Annotated in this window: 14 protein-coding genes, 9 tRNA genes, 2 rRNA genes, 1 CRISPR repeat array and 1 riboswitch (1 of these 27 running past the window's edge); of the genes, 2 read left to right on the top strand and 23 right to left on the bottom strand. The window is 39.6% G+C overall.

Annotation, left to right across the window (positions count from 1 at the left end; translation table 11 throughout):
• Window positions 1–7 precede the first annotated feature (7 nt).
• Window positions 8–433 (bottom strand): MerR family transcriptional regulator, encoded by a 426-nt coding sequence (locus tag NST97_RS14035; protein WP_063386472.1) that lies wholly within the window; start codon window positions 431–433, stop codon window positions 8–10.
• A 507-nt stretch (window positions 434–940) separates the two neighbouring features.
• Here NST97_RS14035 and NST97_RS14030 point away from each other — a divergent pair.
• Window positions 941–1,234, top strand: coding sequence for a hypothetical protein (locus NST97_RS14030; RefSeq protein WP_339198343.1), 294 nt, complete (start codon window positions 941–943; stop codon window positions 1,232–1,234).
• A gap of 883 nt (window positions 1,235–2,117) precedes the next feature.
• Here the strand turns inward: NST97_RS14030 and NST97_RS14025 are convergent.
• The 10 genes from NST97_RS14025 to sigW form a co-directional block, all read right to left on the bottom strand.
• Window positions 2,118–3,953: an APC family permease gene (locus NST97_RS14025; RefSeq protein WP_340880803.1), complete on the bottom strand. Its 1,836-nt coding sequence runs from the start codon at window positions 3,951–3,953 to the stop codon at window positions 2,118–2,120.
• 144 nt (window positions 3,954–4,097) lie between these two features.
• Window positions 4,098–4,241, bottom strand: a riboswitch (cyclic di-AMP (ydaO/yuaA leader).
• Between the two features lie 344 nt (window positions 4,242–4,585).
• Window positions 4,586–4,960: an immunity 22 family protein gene (locus NST97_RS14020; protein ID WP_063386469.1), complete on the bottom strand. Its 375-nt coding sequence runs from the start codon at window positions 4,958–4,960 to the stop codon at window positions 4,586–4,588.
• A 26-nt stretch (window positions 4,961–4,986) separates the two neighbouring features.
• Window positions 4,987–6,687: a hypothetical protein gene (locus NST97_RS14015; protein ID WP_341343353.1), complete on the bottom strand. Its 1,701-nt coding sequence runs from the start codon at window positions 6,685–6,687 to the stop codon at window positions 4,987–4,989.
• Window positions 6,688–7,193: 506 nt separating this feature from the next.
• Window positions 7,194–7,950: a CRISPR direct-repeat array (repeat unit 30 nt; unit sequence GTTTTTATCTTAACTATGAGGAATTGAAAC).
• Window positions 7,951–8,941: 991 nt separating this feature from the next.
• Window positions 8,942–10,771, bottom strand: a complete 1,830-nt coding sequence (locus NST97_RS14010) for an IS1182 family transposase (RefSeq protein ID WP_445684617.1) — start codon at window positions 10,769–10,771, stop codon at window positions 8,942–8,944.
• Between the two features lie 245 nt (window positions 10,772–11,016).
• Window positions 11,017–12,819 carry a glutamine--fructose-6-phosphate transaminase (isomerizing) gene (glmS, locus tag NST97_RS14005; protein ID WP_130158663.1) on the bottom strand — a complete coding sequence of 601 codons (1,803 nt, stop codon included), beginning with the start codon at window positions 12,817–12,819 and terminating at the stop codon, window positions 11,017–11,019.
• Between the two features lie 1,236 nt (window positions 12,820–14,055).
• Window positions 14,056–15,402, bottom strand: a complete 1,347-nt coding sequence (gene glmM, locus NST97_RS14000) for a phosphoglucosamine mutase (RefSeq protein ID WP_063388716.1) — start codon at window positions 15,400–15,402, stop codon at window positions 14,056–14,058.
• 29 nt (window positions 15,403–15,431) lie between these two features.
• Window positions 15,432–16,790, bottom strand: a complete 1,359-nt coding sequence (locus NST97_RS13995) for a CdaR family protein (protein ID WP_341343351.1) — start codon at window positions 16,788–16,790, stop codon at window positions 15,432–15,434.
• A complete protein-coding gene (gene cdaA, locus NST97_RS13990; RefSeq protein WP_063388714.1) occupies window positions 16,783–17,601 on the bottom strand; it encodes a diadenylate cyclase CdaA in 819 nt (272 codons plus the stop codon). Before cdaA ends, NST97_RS13995 begins: the two co-directional genes overlap by 8 nt.
• A gap of 156 nt (window positions 17,602–17,757) precedes the next feature.
• Window positions 17,758–18,360 carry an anti-sigma factor family protein gene (locus NST97_RS13985; protein WP_327848511.1) on the bottom strand — a complete coding sequence of 201 codons (603 nt, stop codon included), beginning with the start codon at window positions 18,358–18,360 and terminating at the stop codon, window positions 17,758–17,760.
• A 14-nt stretch (window positions 18,361–18,374) separates the two neighbouring features.
• Window positions 18,375–18,938: an RNA polymerase sigma factor SigW gene (sigW, locus tag NST97_RS13980; RefSeq protein ID WP_063388712.1), complete on the bottom strand. Its 564-nt coding sequence runs from the start codon at window positions 18,936–18,938 to the stop codon at window positions 18,375–18,377.
• 304 nt (window positions 18,939–19,242) lie between these two features.
• Between sigW and NST97_RS13975 the strand changes: the two genes are divergently transcribed.
• The gene (locus tag NST97_RS13975; protein WP_130158666.1) at window positions 19,243–20,028 is read left to right on the top strand and encodes a MerR family transcriptional regulator; all 786 of its coding nucleotides are present in this window, start codon (window positions 19,243–19,245) and stop codon (window positions 20,026–20,028) included.
• Window positions 20,029–20,105: 77 nt separating this feature from the next.
• On the opposite strand, the gene NST97_RS13970 is transcribed toward NST97_RS13975, so the two are convergent.
• The 12 genes from NST97_RS13970 to NST97_RS13915 form a co-directional block, all read right to left on the bottom strand.
• Window positions 20,106–20,324 (bottom strand): tautomerase family protein, encoded by a 219-nt coding sequence (locus NST97_RS13970; protein ID WP_066251730.1) that lies wholly within the window; start codon window positions 20,322–20,324, stop codon window positions 20,106–20,108.
• A 508-nt stretch (window positions 20,325–20,832) separates the two neighbouring features.
• Window positions 20,833–20,904: transfer RNA gene (locus tag NST97_RS13965), tRNA-Gly, on the bottom strand.
• Between the two features lie 5 nt (window positions 20,905–20,909).
• Window positions 20,910–20,985 (bottom strand) — tRNA-Lys (locus NST97_RS13960).
• 351 nt (window positions 20,986–21,336) lie between these two features.
• Window positions 21,337–21,411, bottom strand: a tRNA-Gln gene (locus tag NST97_RS13955).
• A 108-nt stretch (window positions 21,412–21,519) separates the two neighbouring features.
• A tRNA-Tyr gene (locus NST97_RS13950) sits at window positions 21,520–21,604 on the bottom strand.
• 12 nt (window positions 21,605–21,616) lie between these two features.
• Window positions 21,617–21,689: transfer RNA gene (locus NST97_RS13945), tRNA-Thr, on the bottom strand.
• Between the two features lie 95 nt (window positions 21,690–21,784).
• A tRNA-Val gene (locus NST97_RS13940) sits at window positions 21,785–21,860 on the bottom strand.
• Between the two features lies 1 nt (window position 21,861).
• A tRNA-Glu gene (locus tag NST97_RS13935) sits at window positions 21,862–21,936 on the bottom strand.
• Between the two features lie 88 nt (window positions 21,937–22,024).
• Window positions 22,025–22,097 (bottom strand) — tRNA-Thr (locus NST97_RS13930).
• A 1-nt stretch (window position 22,098) separates the two neighbouring features.
• Window positions 22,099–22,173, bottom strand: a tRNA-Asn gene (locus NST97_RS13925).
• Window positions 22,174–22,298: 125 nt separating this feature from the next.
• Window positions 22,299–22,414: ribosomal RNA gene (gene rrf / locus NST97_RS13920) — 5S ribosomal RNA — on the bottom strand.
• Between the two features lie 95 nt (window positions 22,415–22,509).
• Window positions 22,510–24,149, bottom strand: a 23S ribosomal RNA gene (locus NST97_RS13915); it runs 1,294 nt beyond the window's last position.

Here is a 24,149-nt window from a genome sequence, read left to right as displayed (position 1 = left end):
CTCTTTATCATCCTAAAAACATGATTAATGATTGTAATAATGCCATCGTCTGTGGAGACAATTGATTCGAAATCTTTTTCTTACATTCATCATCCAATTTGCCTAAAAGATCATGAATTTCTTTAATTTCATCCTCCAATAATTTCATATGTTCAGCAATTGTTTTGGCTTGTTTAAGAATAAGTTCTTCCTCTGCTGCTGTTTTTTTTCTATGCAACTCTAGCCTCTCTTTTATCATGTCTAATGAATAATTCAGTTTTTTGTAATGGTCAATTAATTTTAAATCCTCAAGAGCAGATGAATCATAATATCGATAATTCGATTTGGACCGTTCTGCTTTAAGCAAGCCTAGTTTTGTATAATAATCGATTGTTCTTTTAGAAACATTTGCTATACTTGCTAGTTCACCAATTTTATAGACGACCCCATCCATCTATACCCCCTTTTTACCCTTCTAATAAGATCATATTATAATCAAACTGTACAGTCAAACGTTATACTTTGACCTTCACAAAATTGTAAATTTTTATACAATTATTCTTCTGATCAGACTTACATTACACAAAATTCTTGAAGGTACCCTTCATAGCCTCCTCAAAGAAAAGTACATTTATCTGAACGCGAAAAAAGCGACACAAGCCATTGTCGAGTATATTGAATGCTTTTACACATTCCGCCCTTCGCTATGTATCGCCATGTGAATTTGAGGCTGCTTATTACGCCAAAGATAGAAAAATATTTGCCTAAGTTCAGCTATTTCTCTCAGTTTAACGTGTCCATTCCGCCGACATAATTCTATTGTAAATATTTGTTTTATAATTATATTATCCTAAGGTTGCTCAAAGCGCTTAATTTTATACTTATCTTCGGGATATATATTTTTAAAATTTACTAGATTGACAATTACTATGAAATAATATAAAGGAGTGGAATCAAAAAAATGATAATTAGTAGAGAACTAAAATCTAATTCACTTGAAATTTGGAAAATTGAAATACCCGACATAGAAAGTACAAATTTTTTGATTATTGAAGATAAAAAGAGGCCAAGTACATTGAAGGACTATTCTTGGCTTAGTGAAACAGATAAGCAATTTTTTGAGCCGAGAGAAAACTATATAAAGGTTCAATTTATTTCAAATAAAAATATAGAGGAATTAAACATAGAACATAGTGAAATAGCAGCGTTAACCGAAAATTTATTAGGTCATGTAGCACAAGCATATTGTAGTTGAAACTTAGATTTTTTATTTAACATGAATCCAGATGATTATATTCGAGAGGTATTAGAAACATATGGGATTGATAGAGCTGATATTTCAAAATGTAAATATCTTTCCCAGGACTAAAAACCAATTTTAATGGGTTATTTCAATGTTCTTTGGCTTCATCACTTCATTACCTTTGTAAATTGGAGAACCCGATACTTGGATATATTGGGGTTTATTGAAAAAAATAATGACGAAAATAAAAAAATAAAATTACAGATGAACAATTACAGACTTTGATAAAAGCAGAAGAAATAAAGAGTCCTATCTTTTACGGAAACGAAGAGAATCAATAGACTTTATTGTATCGAAAAAGAAAATATGGTTAACGATCATGTCATGGAAAGATAAGGTTCTTGGGCTAATCGTTCAGCATTTTTGGGATCCGAAAAATACACCAACTTAAACTTTTTAAAAGGGCTTTCCATCATGTTTCAGTTGTGATTTCGGCTTTGGCTGTTCTATCTTCTTCAATTTATTATAACTCATCAGCAAAGATGATATGATTACTTACAATTACATTTTGTATGTGACTAACTATTTAAGTCAGAAGACATAAAAAGTTCCCTTCTAGCTAGATAAAATTTGGTTGGCGAGCCAAAATACTAGGAGGGGCTTTTTTATACCTCGCTTAAAGCTTTCCGAAAACCATACACCGCTGTGCGTATGGTTTTCATTTAATTAATGATCAAAACTGTTATTAAGAGCCGCATTATTAATATCCGCATACAGAATCGATTCGGATAGATGTACGTATGAAAAAAAGAGGATATATGCTCTTGAAATTCGAACATATATCCTCGGATTCATATACACTTACAACGCCTAAGCAAGTGCCAAAAGCCAGATGTTATTCTTTTAAATGGTACGGAAGCGTTGCAATGACGATGTCTTTTTTCAGGATCAAAAAGAATCTTAAAAAGATCGCTGTTTGGTTATGAAGTAAAGTATGCCACCATTTTTTCACAATAAATTGCGGCATTAAAATAGTTATGGTTGCTCCTTTTGTTTCTTTTTCTACTTTATTAATGTAATCCAATAATGGAGAAAGGATTGTCCGATAAGGTGAATAAATAATTTTCAGCTCGATATCTGGATACAACTTATACCATTTGTCGCGTATTTTCTGTTCTTCTTCTTCGGCAAAAACAATTGTAATGGCTGTAATATCGTCTGAAATACTTTTTGCATATTGTACAGATTGATCAACGACTTTACTAATGCCTGAAATCGGGATGATCACCTTCGGAGTCACAATTTCTTTTGTTTCAGTCCGATCACTTTTATCCAATTTTAATTGCTGAGCTAATGTTTCATAATGAGCATGAATTTTGTTAAACAAGACAACGATCAATGGAATGGCTACAATCACTAACCATGCACCGTGTGTAAATTTCGCTATAACGGTAATGATCGTTACTAATCCTGTAGCAATTGTTCCAGTGATAATGATCGACAATGTGGCCATATTGCTTTTCGATTTTTCTTTCCATATTTTTTTAATCATACCGTATTGACCGATCGTAAAGGAAAGAAATACTCCGACTGCATACAGCGGGATCAGAGAATGTGTTTTACCATGGAATATGATAATTAAAATGATCGCTAAAATACTCAAGAGAATAATTCCATTGGAAAACACCAAACGATCTCCGCGCGCTGCTAAACTTCTCGGCAAATAACGGTCAGTAGCTATAATCGAAACAAGCTGCGGAAATCCGGCAAAACTTGTATTCGCAGCTAATACTAAAATTAACATGGTGATCATCTGAAAAATATAAAATAATATGCTATTGCCAAAGACGTGACTTCCAATTTGAGAAATGACAGTCTTATGTTCGGCTGGGGTCACTCCGAAGCCGGCACTTAAAATTGTAATACCTAGAAACATGAAGCCTAACAGTAAAGACATCCATCCCATTGTAATTGCAGCATTTTTGGAACTGTTAGGTCTAAACGATGGCACACCGTTGCTAATGGCTTCCACTCCTGTCATTGCTGAACAACCGGATGAAAAAGCCCTTAATAAAATAAACACTCCGTATCCACTAGCGAAGAAATGTTCAGGTGTAGCGTGATTTGCATAATTAAAACCATGCCATCCTTCATTATATAATTTCCATCCTCCTGCAATAATGAGAACTAGTACTGAAATAATAAATAAATAGGTTGGATAGGCAAATACAGTGGCTGATTCGGTAATTCCCCGCAAATTTAAAATCATGAGCAATAATACAAGAGCGATGGCTATTTCCACCTTCCAAGTAAGCAAGGCTGGAAAAGCAGAAGTAAGAGCCGCAACGGCTGAGCTAATACTAACCGCAACCGTAAGAACATAATCAATCATTAATGCTGCGCCTGCTACTAGGCTTGTGGTGGTATTGATGTGGTCTCTTGCCACTACATAAGCTCCGCCTCCTGATGGGAAGGCATAAATGATTTGTCTATAGGATAAAGTCACAATGACTAAAAGCCCTACAATCGCCAAAGCTATGGGTAAGGAATAAAAAAACACGCTGGTTCCTAATATCATCAATACTAATAATATTTCTTCTGTTGCATACGCTACGGAAGACAATGCATCCGAAGAAAATACTGCCAATGCTTTCCATTTTGGTAATTTTTCATGTTTCAATCGTTTCGTTTCCATTGGCGAACCGATGAATAACCGTTTCAAATAAGCCATTTTCAAGAATCCTTCTTTCTTAAAAGTATTAGGCTTTTTCCTCTCTTATAGCTTGATGAACTGTATGGACTTTTATGTGCATCTTCATAAACATAAAAAACCACTGAGGATGTACTCAGTGGCCAAAAAGACATCATTCAACTTACATCCCTCCCAAAACGCTTACGAGGTTAGCTGTCGGATTAGGACTATGAGAGTAGCCCCTCCTTTTTCAAGGATTCACCCCAAGTAACAAAACGTTACAAAATGGTTCCCCCGCTCCTTAAAAGGATTCAGCGATTTAATCATATTCAATTTTACAGAAATTATCTTACTCAGTTTATGAAAAATTGTAAAGAGACAAATAATCGTTGCCATGTAAATGGGTAAGGCGTTAAAACTTTTATATCGCCCTGATTTTTAAACAATTATTATATATTTTTAAACAGTTTTATTATTCGTGTACAAAATTATCTAGTTTTGTAAAAAATTTTGATTAAATTTACTGAATAAAACATCAATGCTTCTTTCAAAGTTCCGTAGGTTATGAGTATAGGCTGTATCAATGGTGGTTTATTTGGCACTCACCCCTCTTATAAAATAAAAAAAGAAACCTTGAAAGAGTGTCGAACACTCATTCAAGGTGTTTATAATTACTTATATTGTACGGTTCCTAAAAATCTAAACTGATTTTTTTCATTGACATTTCCATTATATTGAAAGTTATAAAGTAAAATAACTGAGTTCGCTTCTTGATTTAAACGCTCACCGCAAAGCTCTATAAATTTTGGAATTATCTCCTCATCATAAGAAAAACCTTCAAGTAGAACACGTAAATCATTCGATGGTTCATCATAGAATTCTACTTCTCTAAAATCTTCATTATAGTAATCAATGTTAAAGTCTTTTTCAAATTCGGAAGGTAGTAAATCTCCATCTTCTGTATAACTATTCAAAATATAGTTTTGAAGATCCTTATATGACTTAGAGTTGCCAATAAATAATGATACAAATCCTTCCTTTTCCATATACTTCATACTCCTCCTTAGCTTTTTTACGGTCTAAGACTTTCCGGTAAAGATTCCACTCCACCTTCTAGTCTATAATTAGCCCAATTTTGGAGTCGTCTCTTAAATGTTGCATAATCTGGTGAAGAATCAATAATCTCTAACAATTCATTATGAGCTTTCGTAGAACCCTTCCCGCCATGAACTCCTTTTGGATTAACAAACTTCACATCTTCTATAGCAGTTCTTAATTCCTTAATTTGTTCTGCTGTTATACCCCACCGTTTAAAAGTAGGAGCTCGAGATACTAAATGCCACTCATGAAATCCACCTGGATGTCTAAGTCTACTTTCAATGGCTTTTCTTAACCTAGGGTCAGACCATACTTTATCAAACTTATCAGGAGCTAGTGAATTAAACCATCTATTAAATTCACCATTCTTTACAGATGGAACTGAATTAAGATTAACAGTACCCTTAGTGCCAAGTTCAACGCCATCGTTGCCTGCTTTACCTTCGCCTAGAAGATTTAACCCCGTCTTCTCACTCAGATAAGCTCGAACTTTATTCTCCAATCCATTGGTGTTTTCGGGCGGAACTTTAACGTTCCCAATCCCTTCCATGGCCAATCCCATTTGCCGGCCAGGGATTGAATTTTTCAGATTGGTCAGGGCGTTGTCTACGAACCGGCCGGCTTTCAGTGCACTGTTTGCGCTTTTGTTTTTCAAATGGTGCGGGATTTCTTTTGCCAAGCTTTTAGCATTTCTAATGCGGGGGAATATGCCATTTTCCGCACGAACCACCATATCCCGGACAAATGATTTGGACTGCAAGCCCGTTTTCGTCGCTAATAATTTTAGATCACTGGCTTCTCTTAGATGGGAGAAACGGGCGGCGCTGCTGAATGTGGAAAGCCCCTTTACGCCAGGGACGATATCCAATGGAGAAAGGACACCACGAAATACTCGTTCGTCTGTTTTCAACTCTCTCCCTGAAATCCAGTCTTTTCCGGAAACGGCTGAACTTAATTCCAGTGTACCATAAGCTGCCCCCAATGCCATCCCTGCTGGCGGACAAATGAAAGAAGTGCCTACTATGACAGCAAGTGCTGTTATTTGCCCCCAAAACTCTTTGTTCATCTGCCCGTCTTTGATCGATTCATACTGGAAAGCTTGGGAATTCAATGCTTTCTGTATATATTCCTGTTTCGAAAAATTTGCTTTAGGGTTCAGTTCTTTCCATGAAGCGTATTCCCGTTCTATCAACTTAGCATAGTAGTTGCTGCCAATGAACAGATCTTCTAGTCCAACTTCCGCTTTCGGCACGTCGATTGTTTGTTGCGTGCCGTATGCTCCGGGAGCGACGACCGTTTTTTTGGCGCCAATGTGATTTTTCGTTTTGATCTTTGATATGGATAAGTTGCGCATCGCTTCCACAAAAGCATCGATCTCTTGATAAAACGGATCATCGATGGTGCGGTCAACAATCTCTCCGACACGGCTGCTAAAGCGGTGCAAGACGAGATAATCTTCATATAATTGTTGATATTGTTTTTTTCGGTCTGTGTGGGTGAAAGAGATGACACCATCTGTGTCATATTTGGCGATGTCTGCTTGAACGTCTTCGAGAAGATCGTTTAGATCTTTTAATTTATCAATCATGCCTTTGCCCCATATACCGAGACCGACCAGATCGCCAATGCCTTTCTTCGTCTTTTCCCATTCAGAAGGGATATACTTGACATCCACTGCCTTTATGCCTCCGATTGAAACGAAATGGATTCCAATATGTGGAATAGCTGTCTGTTTCATTATATAAGAGAATAATGGAAGTTTTGGTAAATTGAAAGAAAAAAAGGGAATTTTAAGTAAAAAATACCATTCGTTTTTCAGATCATGTTCTTATTTTAGATCGTAGGAACCGATCGAATAGACCTAAACCAATTTTTCCAAAATTGAATGAGAAGGGAATGAGCCGGATGTTTACTTTATTAAAACAGATGGGTCAGGTAAAATGGTTGATACAACATGGATTTCATTGTCGGCAGGCAAACTTTGAAATCTGTTTTAAACGGAAATAAAAAAGAGTCGTCGACCCCCAATCGTGCAAAAATCCCCGGGGATCGACGACTCTTTCAAATCTTTATTGAGCCCAAGCAAATCAAAGATTTGATAAAAATTCCCCTTTTCGTTAAAATAAAAATAACCAGTCAAGCATTAAAAATTGAAATGCTTATTTAACAACGTTTTTTTGGGTTTTTATCTTAACTATGAGGAATTGAAACCGGTTTGATGACTTTCGCTTTTGCCAGCTCAATGTAGTTTTTATCTTAACTATGAGGAATTGAAACCGCTCATAATCATATTCCGTGCCATAAAACGCTATATGTTTTTATCTTAACTATGAGGAATTGAAACTCGGTAATGTTGAGTACGATAATTGGAATTTCTCGGGTTTTTATCTTAACTATGAGGAATTGAAACATGACGTTTTTGTCACAGCTGACATCAAATTCTTGGTTTTTATCTTAACTATGAGGAATTGAAACTAGAGTTTAATAGCTGACTGTACATATGGACAGCTAGGTTTTTATCTTAACTATGAGGAATTGAAACAATACTACTTCTCGATCAGCGTCGGACTTTAATATCTGTTTTTATCTTAACTATGAGGAATTGAAACCGGAAAATCAAAAGCGCGAAAATCAAAAGCGCAGCCGTTTTTATCTTAACTATGAGGAATTGAAACTCGTCAGTGTCTTTGCCGTAAATAATATTTGCGTATGTTTTTATCTTAACTATGAGGAATTGAAACTTTTTGTCGGTCAGAAACTGAAAGTTCCGGGAAAACCGTTTTTATCTTAACTATGAGGAATTGAAACGATGTCTAAAATAGATTCGAATGCAGCCCTAATTGTTTTTATCTTAACTATGAGGAATTGAAGCGAGATCGTAGAGAAAACTTTCTTCCCGTATCTCCAAGTTTTTATCTTAACTATGAGGAATTGAAACCTTACATGAATAATTAATAGAAGAAGTATTCGTTCCACTTTTGAAATGAGGGCTTTCAACATTAGTTACATCTAGATCCTTAAGTCTCAACATTCTTTTGCAATACTTATTTTCAAATGTCGATTCTATACCGTGAGAAACACCACAGGAAAAAGACCAACAAAGTCTGAGATCTCATCGATAAAGGGATTATAGAGATTTTAGGCAGAAGAAAAAGAAAGTCTGACGGAAAAGCCTCGGAAAAATCTTCGGATTGCTTACTTATACTCGATATTTGCATCTTTGATCAATCTTTTATATGTTCCACTATTCAAAATCCTTCTTTGAAGTTATCACCCTATAAATCAACATTTCACGTTGTTTCTCTGACATTTCATTTAAGCACGCTTCTCGTTAGAGAATCCATGTCAAGCCCTTGTGGATAGATCACATACATATATGTATATTTATTCAAAATTTTGATAAAGATATACTGCAACACTCTGTATTTTTTTCTTACAGAAAACAAACTAAACTTTTTGAGCTAGTAATAACTTTACAAAAATTTTATAAATCACCGTAAAAAAGATTAAATGAATTGTTTACTTTTTCCTGACTTTTTAAAGATTTTTACTATATTTTTCTCTTTTCTAAACAAAATAAGATTGAATTGTAAGTTCATAGAAAAGAAAGGAGAAAAGGAGAATGGATGAAAGAGTTTTAGAGGTTCAAAGATGACTGAATAAAACCTATGGAGGTAGAGCTGGTTTTAATGAAGTGACTGAAGACGGAATTACTGGATGGGAAACGGTTTATCGCTTAATCCGGGCACTACAATTGGAAATGACAATTGTTTCTTCCAACGGCAATAAAGGAAACTGTTCTCCAATATCAATGATGAAAATCAGAATATTCAGTTAAATCAAAGTGGTTTCGTTCTAAATCTGTGCTGTTATTCGTTTTAGTTCCCTTTAAACGAGCAGAGCGATCTAGTAAAGGTCGTCTTGAATGTTTAACCAGTGCCAATATCAAAACCTATACCTGAGCCACGATCTACTTTAATCAGCTTTAGATGTTCTTCTTTTGGACATAAAAACACGGGGCTGTCCGATAAGTCCCTAAAATGAAGCAAGTGGAGAAAAACAATTCGTTTCTCTCCACTTGCTTTTATATTTTTTCGATTTTTATCTGAAAGTAGATGGCGGATGCCGGCTACTTTCAGTATGTTGTGGGCTAATGCCACAATCCCAAACTCAACATGTACCTTGTCGAGGCCCCGCAAAGAAAATCTGCGGAACGACCGATTGCCCTTGATGTGACCGAACACACTTTCTGCCTCGACTTTGCGTCGAGCGTAGATAGCGGCTTTCTCTTCACATTCAAGGGCTGTTTTGGCCTTTGCTTTCATTTCTTCGAAGATGGGATTCCAGTGAACTTGTCGGTTGCCTTTCGCTTTTGTGCATTTCGCTTTCAATGGGCAATCGGTACAATCTTCACATTCGTATATTTTGAAGCTTTGTTCATAGCCAGATGGATTCTTTTTGTTTTGGTATTTTTTAAACGTTACTCTCCTTCCATTCGGGCAAATAAAACAATCATCCTCTTCACAATAGGTCCAGTTTTTGGCATTTTTAATGTCTTTTTTGTATGTACGTGTTTGTTCTTTTACATAGCTCCCATAAGGAATTAGAAACTCAAAACGGGGCTCTTTCTCATCACCAACTGCATATACATAGTTTTCTTCACTACCATAGCCTGCATCCGCAATAACTGTTTGGGGCATCGGTAATGAACTGGAGGCTAGCTTCTCCATATGTGGGATAAAGCAACGTGTATCGGTCGGTCGTTGATGAATAGTATAAAACAAGATAAACTGATTCTCTGTCCCCATTTGCACGTTGTATCCGGGCTTGAGCTGACCGTTTTTCATATGGTCTTCTTTCATGCGCATGAAGGTTGCGTCTTTGTCTGTTTTCGAGTAGCTGTTACGGTCACCGAACATTTCCTTTTGTTCTTTGTATCTTGCCATTCGGGGCAGGAAATCTTCCCGAATTTGTTTCACCGATTTCTTTAATTGACTGCGTTTTTTTCGCTTCTCTTTCCGAATGGATGTATCGGTCTCCTTTTCGATTTCTTCCGTTAGCGTTTCAACTTTTTCTTCTATTTCTTTTGCGGTTTCCTCCAGGTTTTGTTCGGTGATCTCTGTATGTTGATCGCTTTCCTTTTGCCCTGTTCCGGCTTCTAATTGGGTTAATTCATGAATGTGCTTTAGTGTTTCTTGGATTTTTTCTTTTAATTTCTCTTCGAATTTCAAAGTGGATTTTTTCCACACAAAAGAATACTTATTGGCATTGGCTTCGATCTTAGTGCCATCCAAAAAGTAGTTTTCCATCGTGATGTAATGTTCTTTTATCAATTTGAGAATCATGACTTCAAAGAGCTCATCCATGAAAGCTTTCATCCGTTCCCCTCGGAACTCATTAATGGTGCGAAAATCTGGTTGTTGCATCGCTGAAAGCCACATGGCAGGAATATTTTCTTTAACGAGTTTTTCGATTCCTCGGCAGGAATAAACCTTTTGAGAATAAGCATACAGAATGATTTTCAGCATCATTTTGGGATGATAGGAACTTCTGCCGCCGCCTTTATAATGAGAAAACAATTGTTTATCTGGTATCGCCTCCACCATTTCGTCCACGACACGTGCCACGTGATGTTCGGGTATAAGAGATTCAATATCATAAATCATTTGAACTTGACGGTTGTCATATGGTTTGAAAGTAGGGGCTAAATTTCTTTTGGCAGGAGTTTTTTCTTCTTTTCCATCTAGAGGAAGTGTCATTTGTGTGTTATAATTTTCACGAGTAATCATTTGATTGCTCATAAAAAATCGTCCTTTCTGTAATGTTGTGTGGTAACTTCATTTTACTAGAAAGGACGATTTTTTTGTGCATTTTTTTTAAAAGTGAAAAATGAGGGGCTCCAAAAAGTCAGTTACCCTGACTTTTTGGACAGCCCCTAAAACTGTGCAATTTTTTATAAACGGTATGACTTTATTCAAAGCCACATATCCACTGCCCAATTGCTTTATTCGACTGTTACGCTTTTGGCTAGGTTGCGTGGTTTGTCGACGTCGCAGCCGCGGTGAAGGGCAGCGTAGTATGCAATGAGCTGCATTGGAATGACGGCAACAAGCGGAGTTAGATCTTCATGAACTTTTGGCAAGATGAAACGGTCATCATCTTCTTCAAGTCCTTTCATGGAAATAACGCATGGATATGCACCGCGGGCAACAACTTCTTTTACATTTCCGCGAATGCTTAAGTTTACATGCTCTTGGGTTGATAAAGCAATGACCGGTGTTCCGTTCTCAATTAACGCAATGGTTCCATGCTTTAACTCGCCGCCGGCAAATCCTTCCGCTTGAATGTAGGAAATTTCTTTTAATTTGAGCGCGCCTTCTAAGCAGACGTAATAGTCAACGGCACGGCCGATAAAGAAGCAGTTTCGAGCTGTCAAAAGATAGTCTCGGGCAATTTGTTCCATTTCATCCTTTTGGCCGCATAGTGTTTCCATTGCATTCGAAATAATGGCAAGTTCTTGCAATAGGTTAAAATCAAGCTTGATTCCTTTTGTTTCAGCTGCAACAGCTGCTAAAATGGCAAGAACCGCAATTTGTGCTGTATATGCTTTTGTAGACGCAACCGCAATTTCAGGTCCGGCATGAAGTAGCAGCGTATAGTCCGCCTCACGGGAAAGAGTTGAACCCGGAACATTCGTTATAGTTAATGCTTTATGTCCAAGCTCCTTCACTTGAACAAGCACCGCACGGCTGTCTGCCGTTTCTCCGCTTTGTGAAATGAAAATAAACAGCGGATTATTTGATAAAAGCGGCATATTGTATGAAAATTCACTGGCAACGTGCACTTCTGTCGGTACTTTTGCCCATTTTTCGATTAATTGCTTTCCTACAAGCCCTGCGTGATAGCTCGTTCCGCACGCTATAATATAAATGCGGTCCGCTTCATGAACAGCTTGAACAATTTCTTGATCAATTTTTAATTGATCGTGTTCGTCTTGATATTTTTGAATAATTTTACGTATAACAAGCGGTTGTTCATCAATTTCTTTCAACATGTAGTGAGGGTATGTTCCTTTTTCAATGTCGCTTGCATCAAGTTCAGCAGTATATGGAGCGCGTTCTATTACGTCCCCGTTTAAATTTTTGATTGTCACTTGATCACGAGTGACAATAACGATTTCTTTATCCATTAATTCGACAAATTGATTTGTTACTTGCAGCATTGCCATGGCGTCTGAAGCAACAACATTAAAGTCTCCGCCAAGTCCCACAAGAAGAGGGCTTTTGTTTTTCGCAACATAGATCACGTCTCGGTTATTTTCATCTAATAGAGCGATCGCATAAGATCCCTTCAACAAGGATAATGTTTGGCGAAATGCTTCTTCGACACTTAAACCTTTGTTGACAAATTGTTCAATTGTTTGAACAATAACTTCCGTATCCGTTTCACTTTTTAATTCAACATTTTGTAAATACTCACGCTTTACTTGCAAATAGTTTTCAATGACACCGTTATGCACAAGTGTAAAGCGTTTGGATGCACTTTGGTGAGGATGCGCATTTTCTTTGCTAGGCGCTCCATGAGTAGCCCACCGTGTGTGGCCAATTCCGATGGAAGCTGAAACATTTGCGTCCACACCTTCACGAAGCTCCGCAATGCGTCCTTTTTCTTTAAATACATATGTTCCTTCTCCGTTTAATACTGCAATACCTGCAGAGTCGTAGCCTCTGTATTCTAATTTTTCCAAACCGCGCAATAAAATTTCCTTGCAGTCTTGTTGTCCGATATATCCTACAATTCCGCACATAGTCTTAGTTTCCTCCCCATTTAAAGGGGACAAAAGAAGCCTGAACAACTGGGGACAGATCTCTTTCCAGCCATCAAAGCTTCTCTGTCCCCTCACACATGTTTTGTAAAATGTATCCCGTTATGTCACAGTCTTTTTGTGCAAAGAGTCGCCTCTTTGTTTTAAGACGTGACTTTACGGCTGTACGGGAAGGCAACCGGGAGGCATCCGCCGAAACTTCGATAAACCTCCTCCTCGTCAACTAAGCAGATGTCCGCTCCTGCTTAGTCCAGGCGCTTTACAATAAAAAATTTTCTAACTGCCCACCTTTCTATTCTAGAATGTGCTAAAACAATTTATATATTACAATATGGAAAAGCAGTTCGTCAATTCATTTCTGTCTTTCCATATTGTATTATATGATTTCAAGCGTTTTCTCGATACAATGAATATTCAATAAAGAAAGGGAGCTTGCCTCCCCACAACCTCCTGAAAGTAGCCGGCATCCGCCAGCTACTTTCAGATAAAAATCGAAAAATAAATCGAGTAGGAGGGAGCGATTAACTCCCGTCCTCTCACACCACCGTACGTACGGTTCCGTATACGGCGGTTCAATTAAGATAATTGACGCAAGTCTTTATAACTTCCGTGAATAGCTGTTCTCTTTATGCCAGTGGTCACTCCACCCTCCAAGAGATCTCCCACGGGATTCACCGCTTCCTCCCTCAAGTGAGGTACTACGTTTTCTGTGTTCATCATGACTCACTGAATGCCAAGGGCTATTCTCTCTTAATTGTTCGGTCCTTCTTAGTTGTTCTAGACCAACTAATACTATGACCTCTGCTGACTTCTGACTGTTCAGCTATCTATCACTAGATAGGTTACCAAGGTTACTTGGCGTGCCAGCCAGACCTCCCCGGGTAAGAGTGTAATCTTTCCTTCCATCCATCTGCTTCATTTACTCTGTATCACCTTCGGCAGAAAGGGCTTTGTTTTGTCTTGCAAACTCACCCAGTGATACCTAGCCTCATATGAAGTTCGTGTTCCTCAGACCGGAAGTTTGCCGCTCGCTTCCTTCAGATTCCGCGTCACCACGGACACCCTTGCGTTAAGCTAACTGCTACTTCTGCCTTCGCAGCTCGGGACTTTCACCCTATAGATTACACCCATGCCGGGCGCACAAGCAAGTGGAGAAAAACGCATTGTTTTTCTCCACTTATTTATTTTAGAGACTTACCGGACAGCCCCGTCTCTTCATCATTCAACGCCCATTTCCGCTTTGATAACTTCCACAATTTTTTTCACGTACCGCTGGCATTCATCTTCCGTCGGCGCTTCGGCCATTACACGAACGAGCGGTTCTGTTCCGGAAGGACGTACGAGAATTCTTCCATTTCCGTTCATTTCTTTTTCTACTTCTTCTATAACAGCTTTTACTTTTTCATTTTCCATGACAGCCTGCTTGTCCTGCACCTTTACATTGATCAAAAGCTGCGGGAATTTTTTCATTTCACTCGCAAGTTCAGAGAGCTTTTTGCCTTTTGTCTTCATTATGTTGACAAGCTGAATCGCTGTTAAAAGACCGTCGCCCGTCGTATTGTAGTCAAGAAAAATAATATGTCCGGATTGCTCTCCACCTAAATTGTAGTTGTTTTTCTTCATCGCTTCGACAACATAGCGATCGCCGACAGCGGTTTGAACGCTTTTTAGTCCATTTGCCTCCAAAGCTTTATAAAAGCCTAGGTTGCTCATAACTGTCGATACAACAGTGTCCCCGTTCAGCATTCCCTGCTCTTTTAAATATTTGGCGCAAATAAACATAATTTGATCCCCATCAACAATTTTTCCGTTCTCATCAATGGCAATCAAACGGTCCCCATCACCGTCAAACGCTAAACCTATATCTGCTTCTTTTTCTTTCACAAATTCCGCTAACGTTTCTGGATGAGTAGACCCAACCCCATCGTTAATATTCAGACCATTTGGAGATGCACCGATTGTCGAAACATCTGCATCCAAGTCGGCAAAAAGATGTGTAGCTAGTGATGATGTGGCTCCGTGCGCACAGTCCAAAGCGATATGTAAACCAGTGAACTCTTCGTCAACCGTCTGTTTTAAATATTGCAAGTATTTTTGTACGCCTTCAAAATAATCACTCACTTGCCCCAGATCAGAGCCGGTCGGTCTAGGAAGGTTATCTTCTTCTTGATCGAGCAGCGCTTCAATTTCTTCTTCTTGTTCATCGGAAAGCTTAAAACCATCAGGGCCAAAAAATTTTATTCCGTTATCTTGAACAGGATTATGCGAAGCGGAGATCATGATGCCTGCTTCGGCTCCTAATGCCTTTGTCAAATAAGCAACACCTGGTGTGCTAATGACTCCAAGCCTCATTACCTCGGCGCCAATGGAAAGAAGCCCGGCAACTAAAGCACCCTCAAGCATATGACCTGAAATGCGGGTATCCCGGCCAATCAACACTTTTGGTCTATTTTTATCTTTTGTTAACACGTACCCGCCAAAGCGTCCTATTTTAAACGCCAATTCAGGAGTGAGTTCACTGTTGGCAACTCCTCTTACTCCGTCTGTACCGAAATATTTTCCCATGAATCATCGCTCCTTTTAAAAAATATCACTTAATTTGAAGCTTCTTCAGCAGACTTTTTCTGTTCAGATGGTTCAACTGAATCGTTATTTTCTTCTATTTGATTTCTTCTTTCATTATCTGCTTCTTCCAACGAGTTTTCTTTATTGGATAAGCGAATCTTCACTTTTTCACTCGATAAAACTGTCGAGAGGTTGTAACGGTTTTTGGCCTCCACATTTACTTCATGTTCTCCTTCATCTAACCCTGCAACATTCACATACAATTCGATATCAGATTCTTTTACGTTTTTCAAAACACTGTCTTTTCCTCGCAAAACAACATCCAGCTTTCCTGTATCCGGATCAATAAATTCAATTTCCTGATTGTTTCCTAAACCGATGACTTTGATCGGCACCTGTTTAAACGTCTTTTCTTCTCGTTTTTCAATATCTATTTTAATTTGAACTTTATTCGGGACAACGTTTGTCACTCCATCCGGAGCCGGAACATCAGCTTCAACTGTCGCATTTTCTTTGATTTTGCTTAAGTCGACAGATACATCATCAATAGACTCTATTTGCTCTAGCACATCCTTTGGACCATAAATTGTCACTTGGCTAGGGATCGATTGAATCGATGATATGCTCAGTCCATCAGAAAGCTTTCCTGTTGTTTTGATTTTTAAGGGTACAGATTTCGATTTCGTTGGGCTTTCTACCGGCACTGTTACGGTAACCGCTGACGGTTCGATTGTAACAGGCAGGATGTTCCCATTTGCATCGTATACTGCCACTTTTGACTTCTGTACAACTGTTCCATCAGCACCTTCCAAACTTACTGTTGCTTTCACAACAGCTACAGCATCAATATGCTCTTTTGCGCCTGTAATTTTTACACTGTCCGGTTTAACAATCGGACGCTCCGCAATGTAGCCTTCCTTCATTTTGTTTTTATTAATAACATCCACTTCAACCGGAAAATTTTCAGATACCTTTTCATGAATACCTACTGTAATGACAGCCGGATCAATGTCAACCTCCAATTGGTCAGACAAGTTTTTATGTTTCAAACGGACACTGTGCGTGCCAACTGATAAATCCGTTAAATCTGCAAAAATTTCAAAGTCCTTGACTTGTTTTGTCGTAGTGACAATACTTTTGGGCCCTTCAATCGTAACGGTGACGGTTTGGGGAATACCGGTGACAACAAATGCACGGTCGTCATAGTATACGTTTACGGGCACATCTGTAATTGTAGCTGTTTCGGTTGTGGATGGCGACTGAAATATATTGTATTTTTCTTCATTATTCGAAGCAGGCGATTCTATATTCACTGAAGCATATAGCATGAGCGCTAGCAACAATGCAATGATGCGCATAAACCAGTTGCTATTCATTAATTTATCCATTCTTTTTCACCCTCCATTGCCAGCGGCTAGAGGAAGCAGCTTTCGTACGGTTAAACTCAGCCAAGAGCATCTCCTTTAACGTTTCTGGAGTTAAATGTCTATGCAGCTCACCATCCTTGGCAATCGATATACCGCCTGTTTCTTCAGAAACAATGATAGTTATACTATCGGTTACTTCACTAATTCCCACTGCAGCACGATGGCGTGTGCCCAGCTCCTTCGATATAAATGGGCTTTCGGAAAGCGGCAAATAACAGGCAGCAGCGGACACTTGATCTTTTTGTATAATAACTGCACCATCATGTAAAGGGGTATTGGGGATAAAAATATTAATTAATAGTTCAGCAGAAATATGGGCATTTAGCGGTATACCGGTCTCAACATAATCCTCCATTCCTATTTTTCGTTCAATCGAAATGAGAGCACCGATTCTCCTTTTCGCCATATACTCAACAGCTTTTGCTATTGCTTCGGTCATGTTTGTTTGCCCATCATCTTCCTGGCTAGCTGCCCTTGCAAATAGACGCCCCCTTCCTAATTGCTCAAGGGCTCTGCGAAACTCCGGCTGGAAAATAATGATGATAGCCAAAAAACCCCAAATCAACACTTGGTCCATTAACCATTGCAAAGTATTCAAGCCTAAATATTGGCTTAACACTCTAACGATAATGATTACGATAATTCCTTTTAAAAGCTGAACAGCTTTCGTTCCACGAATCACCATAATCAATTTATAGATAACGAACCAAACGAGGAGAATATCAATGACATCTATGAGGTAATGCAAAAGAGAAAAATCCCCTAAGGTCATATTGTTTTCCTCCAATAGTTCATCAAATCGCGATTGATCTATTCTAATCAAACTTCTAGGTTTGAAAATCTCTCTAATCAAAATTCCACTTTATTATATCATAACTTTTCCTAAATGCACTTAAACATAAAAATAGACCATCCTACTAAAGATGGCCTATTGTTTAAAAACCTCTGACAGAGTCGATTTTACTTCATACCACAGCCACTCAAACAATTCGTTTATTTCCTCAACCTCTCCGGTAACTTGACCGGCAGAAGCCAAATATTGGTCTCCGTTAATCACCGTTACATTTCCTTCAACTTTTCCTTCTATTTTAATATCACCGTTTTTAACAGTAATATCACCTTTCACCGTTTCTCCTTCAGGCACAATAACAGTACGGTTGTCAACAACCAAATTATCATACTTTGTTACGCTGAATTGGCTTTCTTCATAAGAAGCAAATAAACTTCCAGTCATTAGAATAACAAATAGTGCAGCGGCTGAAAAGAAAGGATGATTTCGGAACCAGCGTCTAGTTGAGACCGTACGCTTTTCTTTCGGCAATTTTTCTAACACCTTTTGCGTAAAATCTGTCGGTGCTTCAACATGTGAGATACTCTTGACAAACGCTACAGCTTTTTCCAATTCTTGATAATGTGCTTTACAATCCTCACAAGATTGCAAGTGTTTTTTTAACTCACGGCCTTCATCCTCATGCAAATCCCCGTCCAAATACTTATGGATCATCTCCACTACATGCTTAGGACATTTCATCTTACTCACCCCAATCACAAATGCCTTAATTGTTTGCGTAAAGCCTCCCGTCCCCGGTGTATTCTTGTTTTAACTGTTCCGACTGGAAGTTCCAATATCTCTGCGATTTCTTGCAAGGATAGCTCCTCAATATATCTCAATACGATGACTGATCGATATTTATCCGGCAGTTTTAAAATTTCTTTTTGAATCGTTTCTTGCAGTTCAATTGCTTCAACTTCTTTTTCAGGCATTGCAATATCAGATGATACTTGGGAGTACATTGTTAAGCCATCAGTCCCCGCAACTTCTGCATCTAAATAATAGTCCGGCTTCTTTTTCCGAATACGATCAATCGATAAATTGGTTGCAATCCGATAAATCCATGTAGAAAATTTTTTGTTCATATCAAATGAATGGATGTTCATATACACTCTTATAAATGCTTCCTGTGCTATGTCCTCAGCTTCATGGACGTTTCCCAGCATTCGATAACAAAGTTGAAAAATTTTATCTTTATATAATTCAACAACTTCTGCAAATGCATTTTGGTCGCCTTTTTTAATTTGTTTGATCTTTTTATTTATAAATTCTTCCATTTTTCTACCTCCGCAGTTGCGGGTACATCATGATACGAATTCGTTCCCCAAAGGTTTCATTTTTTTATAAATCTATTCTAGCAAATTTTAGGAACTTATGTTTTCATCTGCAAGAAAAATTTTTTCCTTTTGTAGCAAAAACCTTTCTTATTCCCATTTCTGGGCTTTTTATAAAGAAACGTCCAACTTGTCATAATGAAAAATGACATTACAAATTTTTTCAGAGGGGTTGCACCTCACGCCGCGTTAGGTATTATGATCACAATAGGTTTATAAAGATAAGTGTTTTGGGGGCGATGTTAAAGTGAAGGAAGAGTCTTACTTTACGATTGGCGAATTTTCTAAAAAGACGGGAACAACAATCCGAACATTGCATTATTATGATCAAATTGGACTGCTCAAACCGAAAAAAAATCCTCGTTCTGGACACCGATTATACTCTGCTCATGATGTATTGACACTTCAAAAAATAGTCAGTCTTAAATTTTTAGGATACAGTTTAGAACAAATCAAAGAGTTAATTAATGAAACCAACTTCGATTTAAACTTAAAGGAAACTTTACAGTTCCAAAAAGAAGCGCTTGAAGAACGAAAGGAACATATTGAAGAAGTGCTCAAAGCCATTAAACGAATTCTCACGATTTTAGAAGAAGAAAAAGAAGTGGATAGCAATGTTTTAATGAGTCTTATTCAGAGCATACAAACAGAAAAAGAACAGCGCAAATGGTTAGAACATTATACGTCAAAAGAAGTAGCTGAAAAGCTTTTTGATCAGCCTGAAGAGGTAATGATCTCCCTTGACAAAGAATACATCCAATTATCCCAAGAAACAAAAAGATTGGCAGGAAGACCTGTCGATGATCCTGAGGTAGAAGCGTTAGTCGAAAAATATATGAAAACAATATTAGAATTTATCGGAAAAGAATTAATTAGTGCTATCGGGAATTTAGATGAAGCTGAAATTAAAACTATTGAAAATAAATTGCCATCTCCATTTACACAGGAGGAAGAGGAGTGGCTTCAACAAGTGATGGAACATTATGCGATGAAAGCTGGGCTTCTCCAAGATGAAAATATTGACCGACTTTAGCAAATAAAAAAACTTCACCTCCCCTTTTCCAATTGGGGAGGTCATTTTTTATCTTTGAATTACAGGATGATGGATATTCATTCAGCTCCCATTTTCCCGAAACCTTCCCCAAATTTTATCGAGTGAAGTGTTCCACCGGAAGCCCAATTATCTCTTTCATATTCATCGAAAACTACTGTAACCCATTCTTCTTTCACGTTTAGTATTTGCGCTGCTGCTTTTGTTATTGCCTCAGTAAACTGCTGTTTCTGTTCTGCGGTTCTTCCTTTAGCCAGCTTTACGTTGATAAAAGGCATCGAATCACAACTCCTTTAAGCCGTTTGAATTTATAAATGGTGTCGAAATTTATTCGTCCTCATCCGGATCTGTGCTATTTCAAAAAATGAAACAAGACAGAAGTTTGTCGATATACTTCGTCACAACACCCGTAAAAACCTTTGCTGGGCAGTCATTGTATGCAAAATGTTTTACACAAATCATCCTCTACAGCAACAATCTTCTGGAAAAGAGACTAATTTTTAAAATCAACCAAAAAATCATTTAGGTCATGGTTCCATTTCGGAACAACCGCATTACCAATACTAAAAGGAAAAATACAATTCGCCTTCAATGGTATATCCAAATTTAAAAGGCTGTTATGGGACTAAAAAGGAGAATGCTCCTACATATCATTATTTTGAGATTCAAAAGCGAGGATTAGATATAATCGAAGAATTAGTAACATTTCAAATAAAAAATCCTGACAATTTCTTGTCAGGAATTAAGTTCATCTCATTTTATAAAATTTTCCCTATTGAATTTAAAAGCGGAAGACGGGACTCGAACCCGCGACCCCCACCTTGGCAAGGTGGTGTTCTACCACTGAACTACTTCCGCACAAATGGTGAGCCATGGAGGATTCGAACCTCCGACCCTCTGATTAAAAGTCAGATGCTCTACCGACTGAGCTAATGGCTCATAAAATTTTTTTCTTCTAATCCATTTTAAAATTTGTCAGATGTCCCTTCCTTTTCCGGTCTTTTCGAGGATGTTAGATACGTCGGGACAACTCGTCGCCTATTCGATGAAGCCTTGCTCGTTGCTCTACCGACTGAGCTAATGGCTCATAAAATTTTTTTCTTCTAATCCATTTTTCATTTGTCAGATGTCCCTTCCTCTTCCTGATTTTTCGAGGATGTTAGATGCGTCGGGACAACTCGTCGCCTATTCGACGAGGCTTCGCCCTTTGTAAAATCTAGTTAAATCTTACTTTCTATCTAATATTTTTACAAAAAAAAGAACAGACATGAACTGTCTTTTTATAATAAATGGCTGGGCTAGCTGGATTCGAACCAGCGCATCACGGAGTCAAAGTCCGTTGCCTTACCGCTTGGCTATAGCCCAATATCACCATTCATCTCTTGACTAATTATATTGTACCAATAAAAAAATCACTTTATACAACAATTTGTTGTTTAATGTGATTTCAATGTTTCATAACATTCTTCGGCATGGTGGAGGGGGACGGATTCGAACCGCCGAACCCTAAGGGAGCGGATTTACAGTCCGCCGCGTTTAGCCACTTCGCTACCCCTCCGATTGTAAAAAATGCCGGCGAGAGGAATCGAACCCCCAACCTACTGATTACAAGTCAGTTGCTCTACCAATTGAGCTACACCGGCGCAATAAATACTTTAAATCACACTCAGTTTTTACCTTTGTTTAAATTGTTATGCCAGCCTCATTAAACTTGCTTAAGAAAAGCTTGTTTAGTACATGGTGGAGGATGACGGGATCGAACCGCCGACCCCTTGCTTGTAAGGCAAGTGCTCTCCCAGCTGAGCTAATCCTCCATGGTGACCCGTACGGGATTCGAACCCGTGTTACCGCCGTGAAAGGGCGGTGTCTTAACCACTTGACCAACGGGCCATTTCATTTTCATAACTTAATGACAACCGACATTCGACATTTTAGCACATGGCATAGATAGAAATCAAGAAAAGATTTGCTTTTGAAAAGCTTCCAACCGGGCTCGAACCGGTGACCTCTTCCTTACCATGGAAGTGCTCTACCAACTGAGCTATGGAAGCATGGCTCCGCAGGCAGGATTCGAACCTGCGACCGTTCGGTTAACAGCCGAATGCTCTACCACTGAGCTACTGCGGAATATTTTAATAAACCATATTTTGGTTCACATACAGCTCAATCAGTATATCAAAATGATTTCAAAAGAATGTACTCTTGTATGGTTCTCTACAATAAGCCCAGCTTTCAAAAAGAATTTAAAGGCAGCCTGGCAGCGTCCTACTCTCACAAGGGACAAACCCTCACTACCATCGGCGCTGAAGAGCTTAACTTCCGTGTTCGGGATGGGAACGGGTGTGACCTCTTCGCCATTGCCACCAAGCAGCCTTTTCTGTTTTCCTTCCTGTTGTCAAATGACATCGGAATGTCATTCTTTCAAAACTAGATAACGTTTCTTTCACGAATAGATGCTCTTTCTTGGTTAAGTCCTCGATCGATTAGTATCCGTCAGCTCCACGTGTCACCACGCTTCCACCTCGGACCTATCTACCTCGTCATCTTCAAGGGATCTTACTCGCTTTTCGCGATGGGAAATCTCATCTTGAGGGGGGCTTCACGCTTAGATGCTTTCAGCGCTTATCCCTTCCGCACATAGCTACCCAGCGGTGCCCCTGGCGGGACAACTGGTACACCAGCGGTGCGTCCATCCCGGTCCTCTCGTACTAAGGACAGCTCCTCTCAAATTTCCTGCGCCCGCGACGGATAGGGACCGAACTGTCTCACGACGTTCTGAACCCAGCTCGCGTACCGCTTTAATGGGCGAACAGCCCAACCCTTGGGACCGACTACAGCCCCAGGATGCGATGAGCCGACATCGAGGTGCCAAACCTCCCCGTCGATGTGGACTCTTGGGGGAGATCAGCCTGTTATCCCCGGGGTAGCTTTTATCCGTTGAGCGATGGCCCTTCCATGCGGAACCACCGGATCACTAAGCCCGACTTTCGTCCCTGCTCGACTTGTAGGTCTCGCAGTCAAGCTCCCTTCTGCCTTTGCACTCTCCGAATGATTTCCAACCATTCTGAGGGAACCTTTGGGCGCCTCCGTTACCTTTTAGGAGGCGACCGCCCCAGTCAAACTGCCCACCTGACACTGTCTCCCGCCCCGATCAGGGGCGCGGGTTAGAATGTCAGTACAGCCAGGGTAGTATCCCACCGTCGCCTCAGCGCAAGCTGGCGCTCACGCGTCTCTGGCTCCTACCTATCCTGTACAAGCTGTACCCACATTCAATATCAGGCTGCAGTAAAGCTCCACGGGGTCTTTCCGTCCTGTCGCGGGTAACCTGCATCTTCACAGGTACTATAATTTCACCGAGTCTCTCGTTGAGACAGTGCCCAGATCGTTACGCCTTTCGTGCGGGTCGGAACTTACCCGACAAGGAATTTCGCTACCTTAGGACCGTTATAGTTACGGCCGCCGTTTACTGGGGCTTCGGTTCGCACCTTCAGCTACAGCTTAAGCGCTCCCCTTAACCTTCCAGCACCGGGCAGGCGTCAGCCCCTATACTTCACCTTACGGTTTCGCAGAGACCTGTGTTTTTGCTAAACAGTCGCCTGGGCCTTTTCACTGCGGCTCATCATGGCTTATCACCTTGATGAGCACCCCTTCTCCCGAAGTTACGGGGTCATTTTGCCGAGTTCCTTAACGAGAGTTCTCTCGCTCACCTTAGGATTCTCTCCTCGCCTACCTGTGTCGGTTTGCGGTACGGGCACCTCTCACCTCGCTAGAGGCTTTTCTTGGCAGTGTGGAATCGGGAACTTCGGTACTTCCTTTCCCTCGCCATCACAGCTCAAGCACACGGCAAGCGGATTTGCCTGCTTGCCAGCCCTAACTGCTTGGACGCGCACATCCAGCCGCGCGCTTGCCCTATCCTCCTGCGTCCCCCCATTGCTCAAACGGTGAGGAGGTGGTACAGGAATATCAACCTGTTGTCCATCACCTACGCCTTTCGGCCTCGGCTTAGGTCCCGACTAACCCTGAGCGGACGAGCCTTCCTCAGGAAACCTTAGGCTTTCGGCGGAGGGGATTCTCACCCCTCTTTCGCTACTCATACCGGCATT

Origin of the sequence: Aeribacillus sp. FSL K6-1305, from assembly GCF_038050115.1 — a bacterium.
Lineage (GTDB): Bacteria > Bacillota > Bacilli > Bacillales > Aeribacillaceae > Aeribacillus > Aeribacillus composti.
Note: the sequence above shows the minus strand (reverse complement) of the source record. Positions and strands in the feature narration are given on the sequence as shown.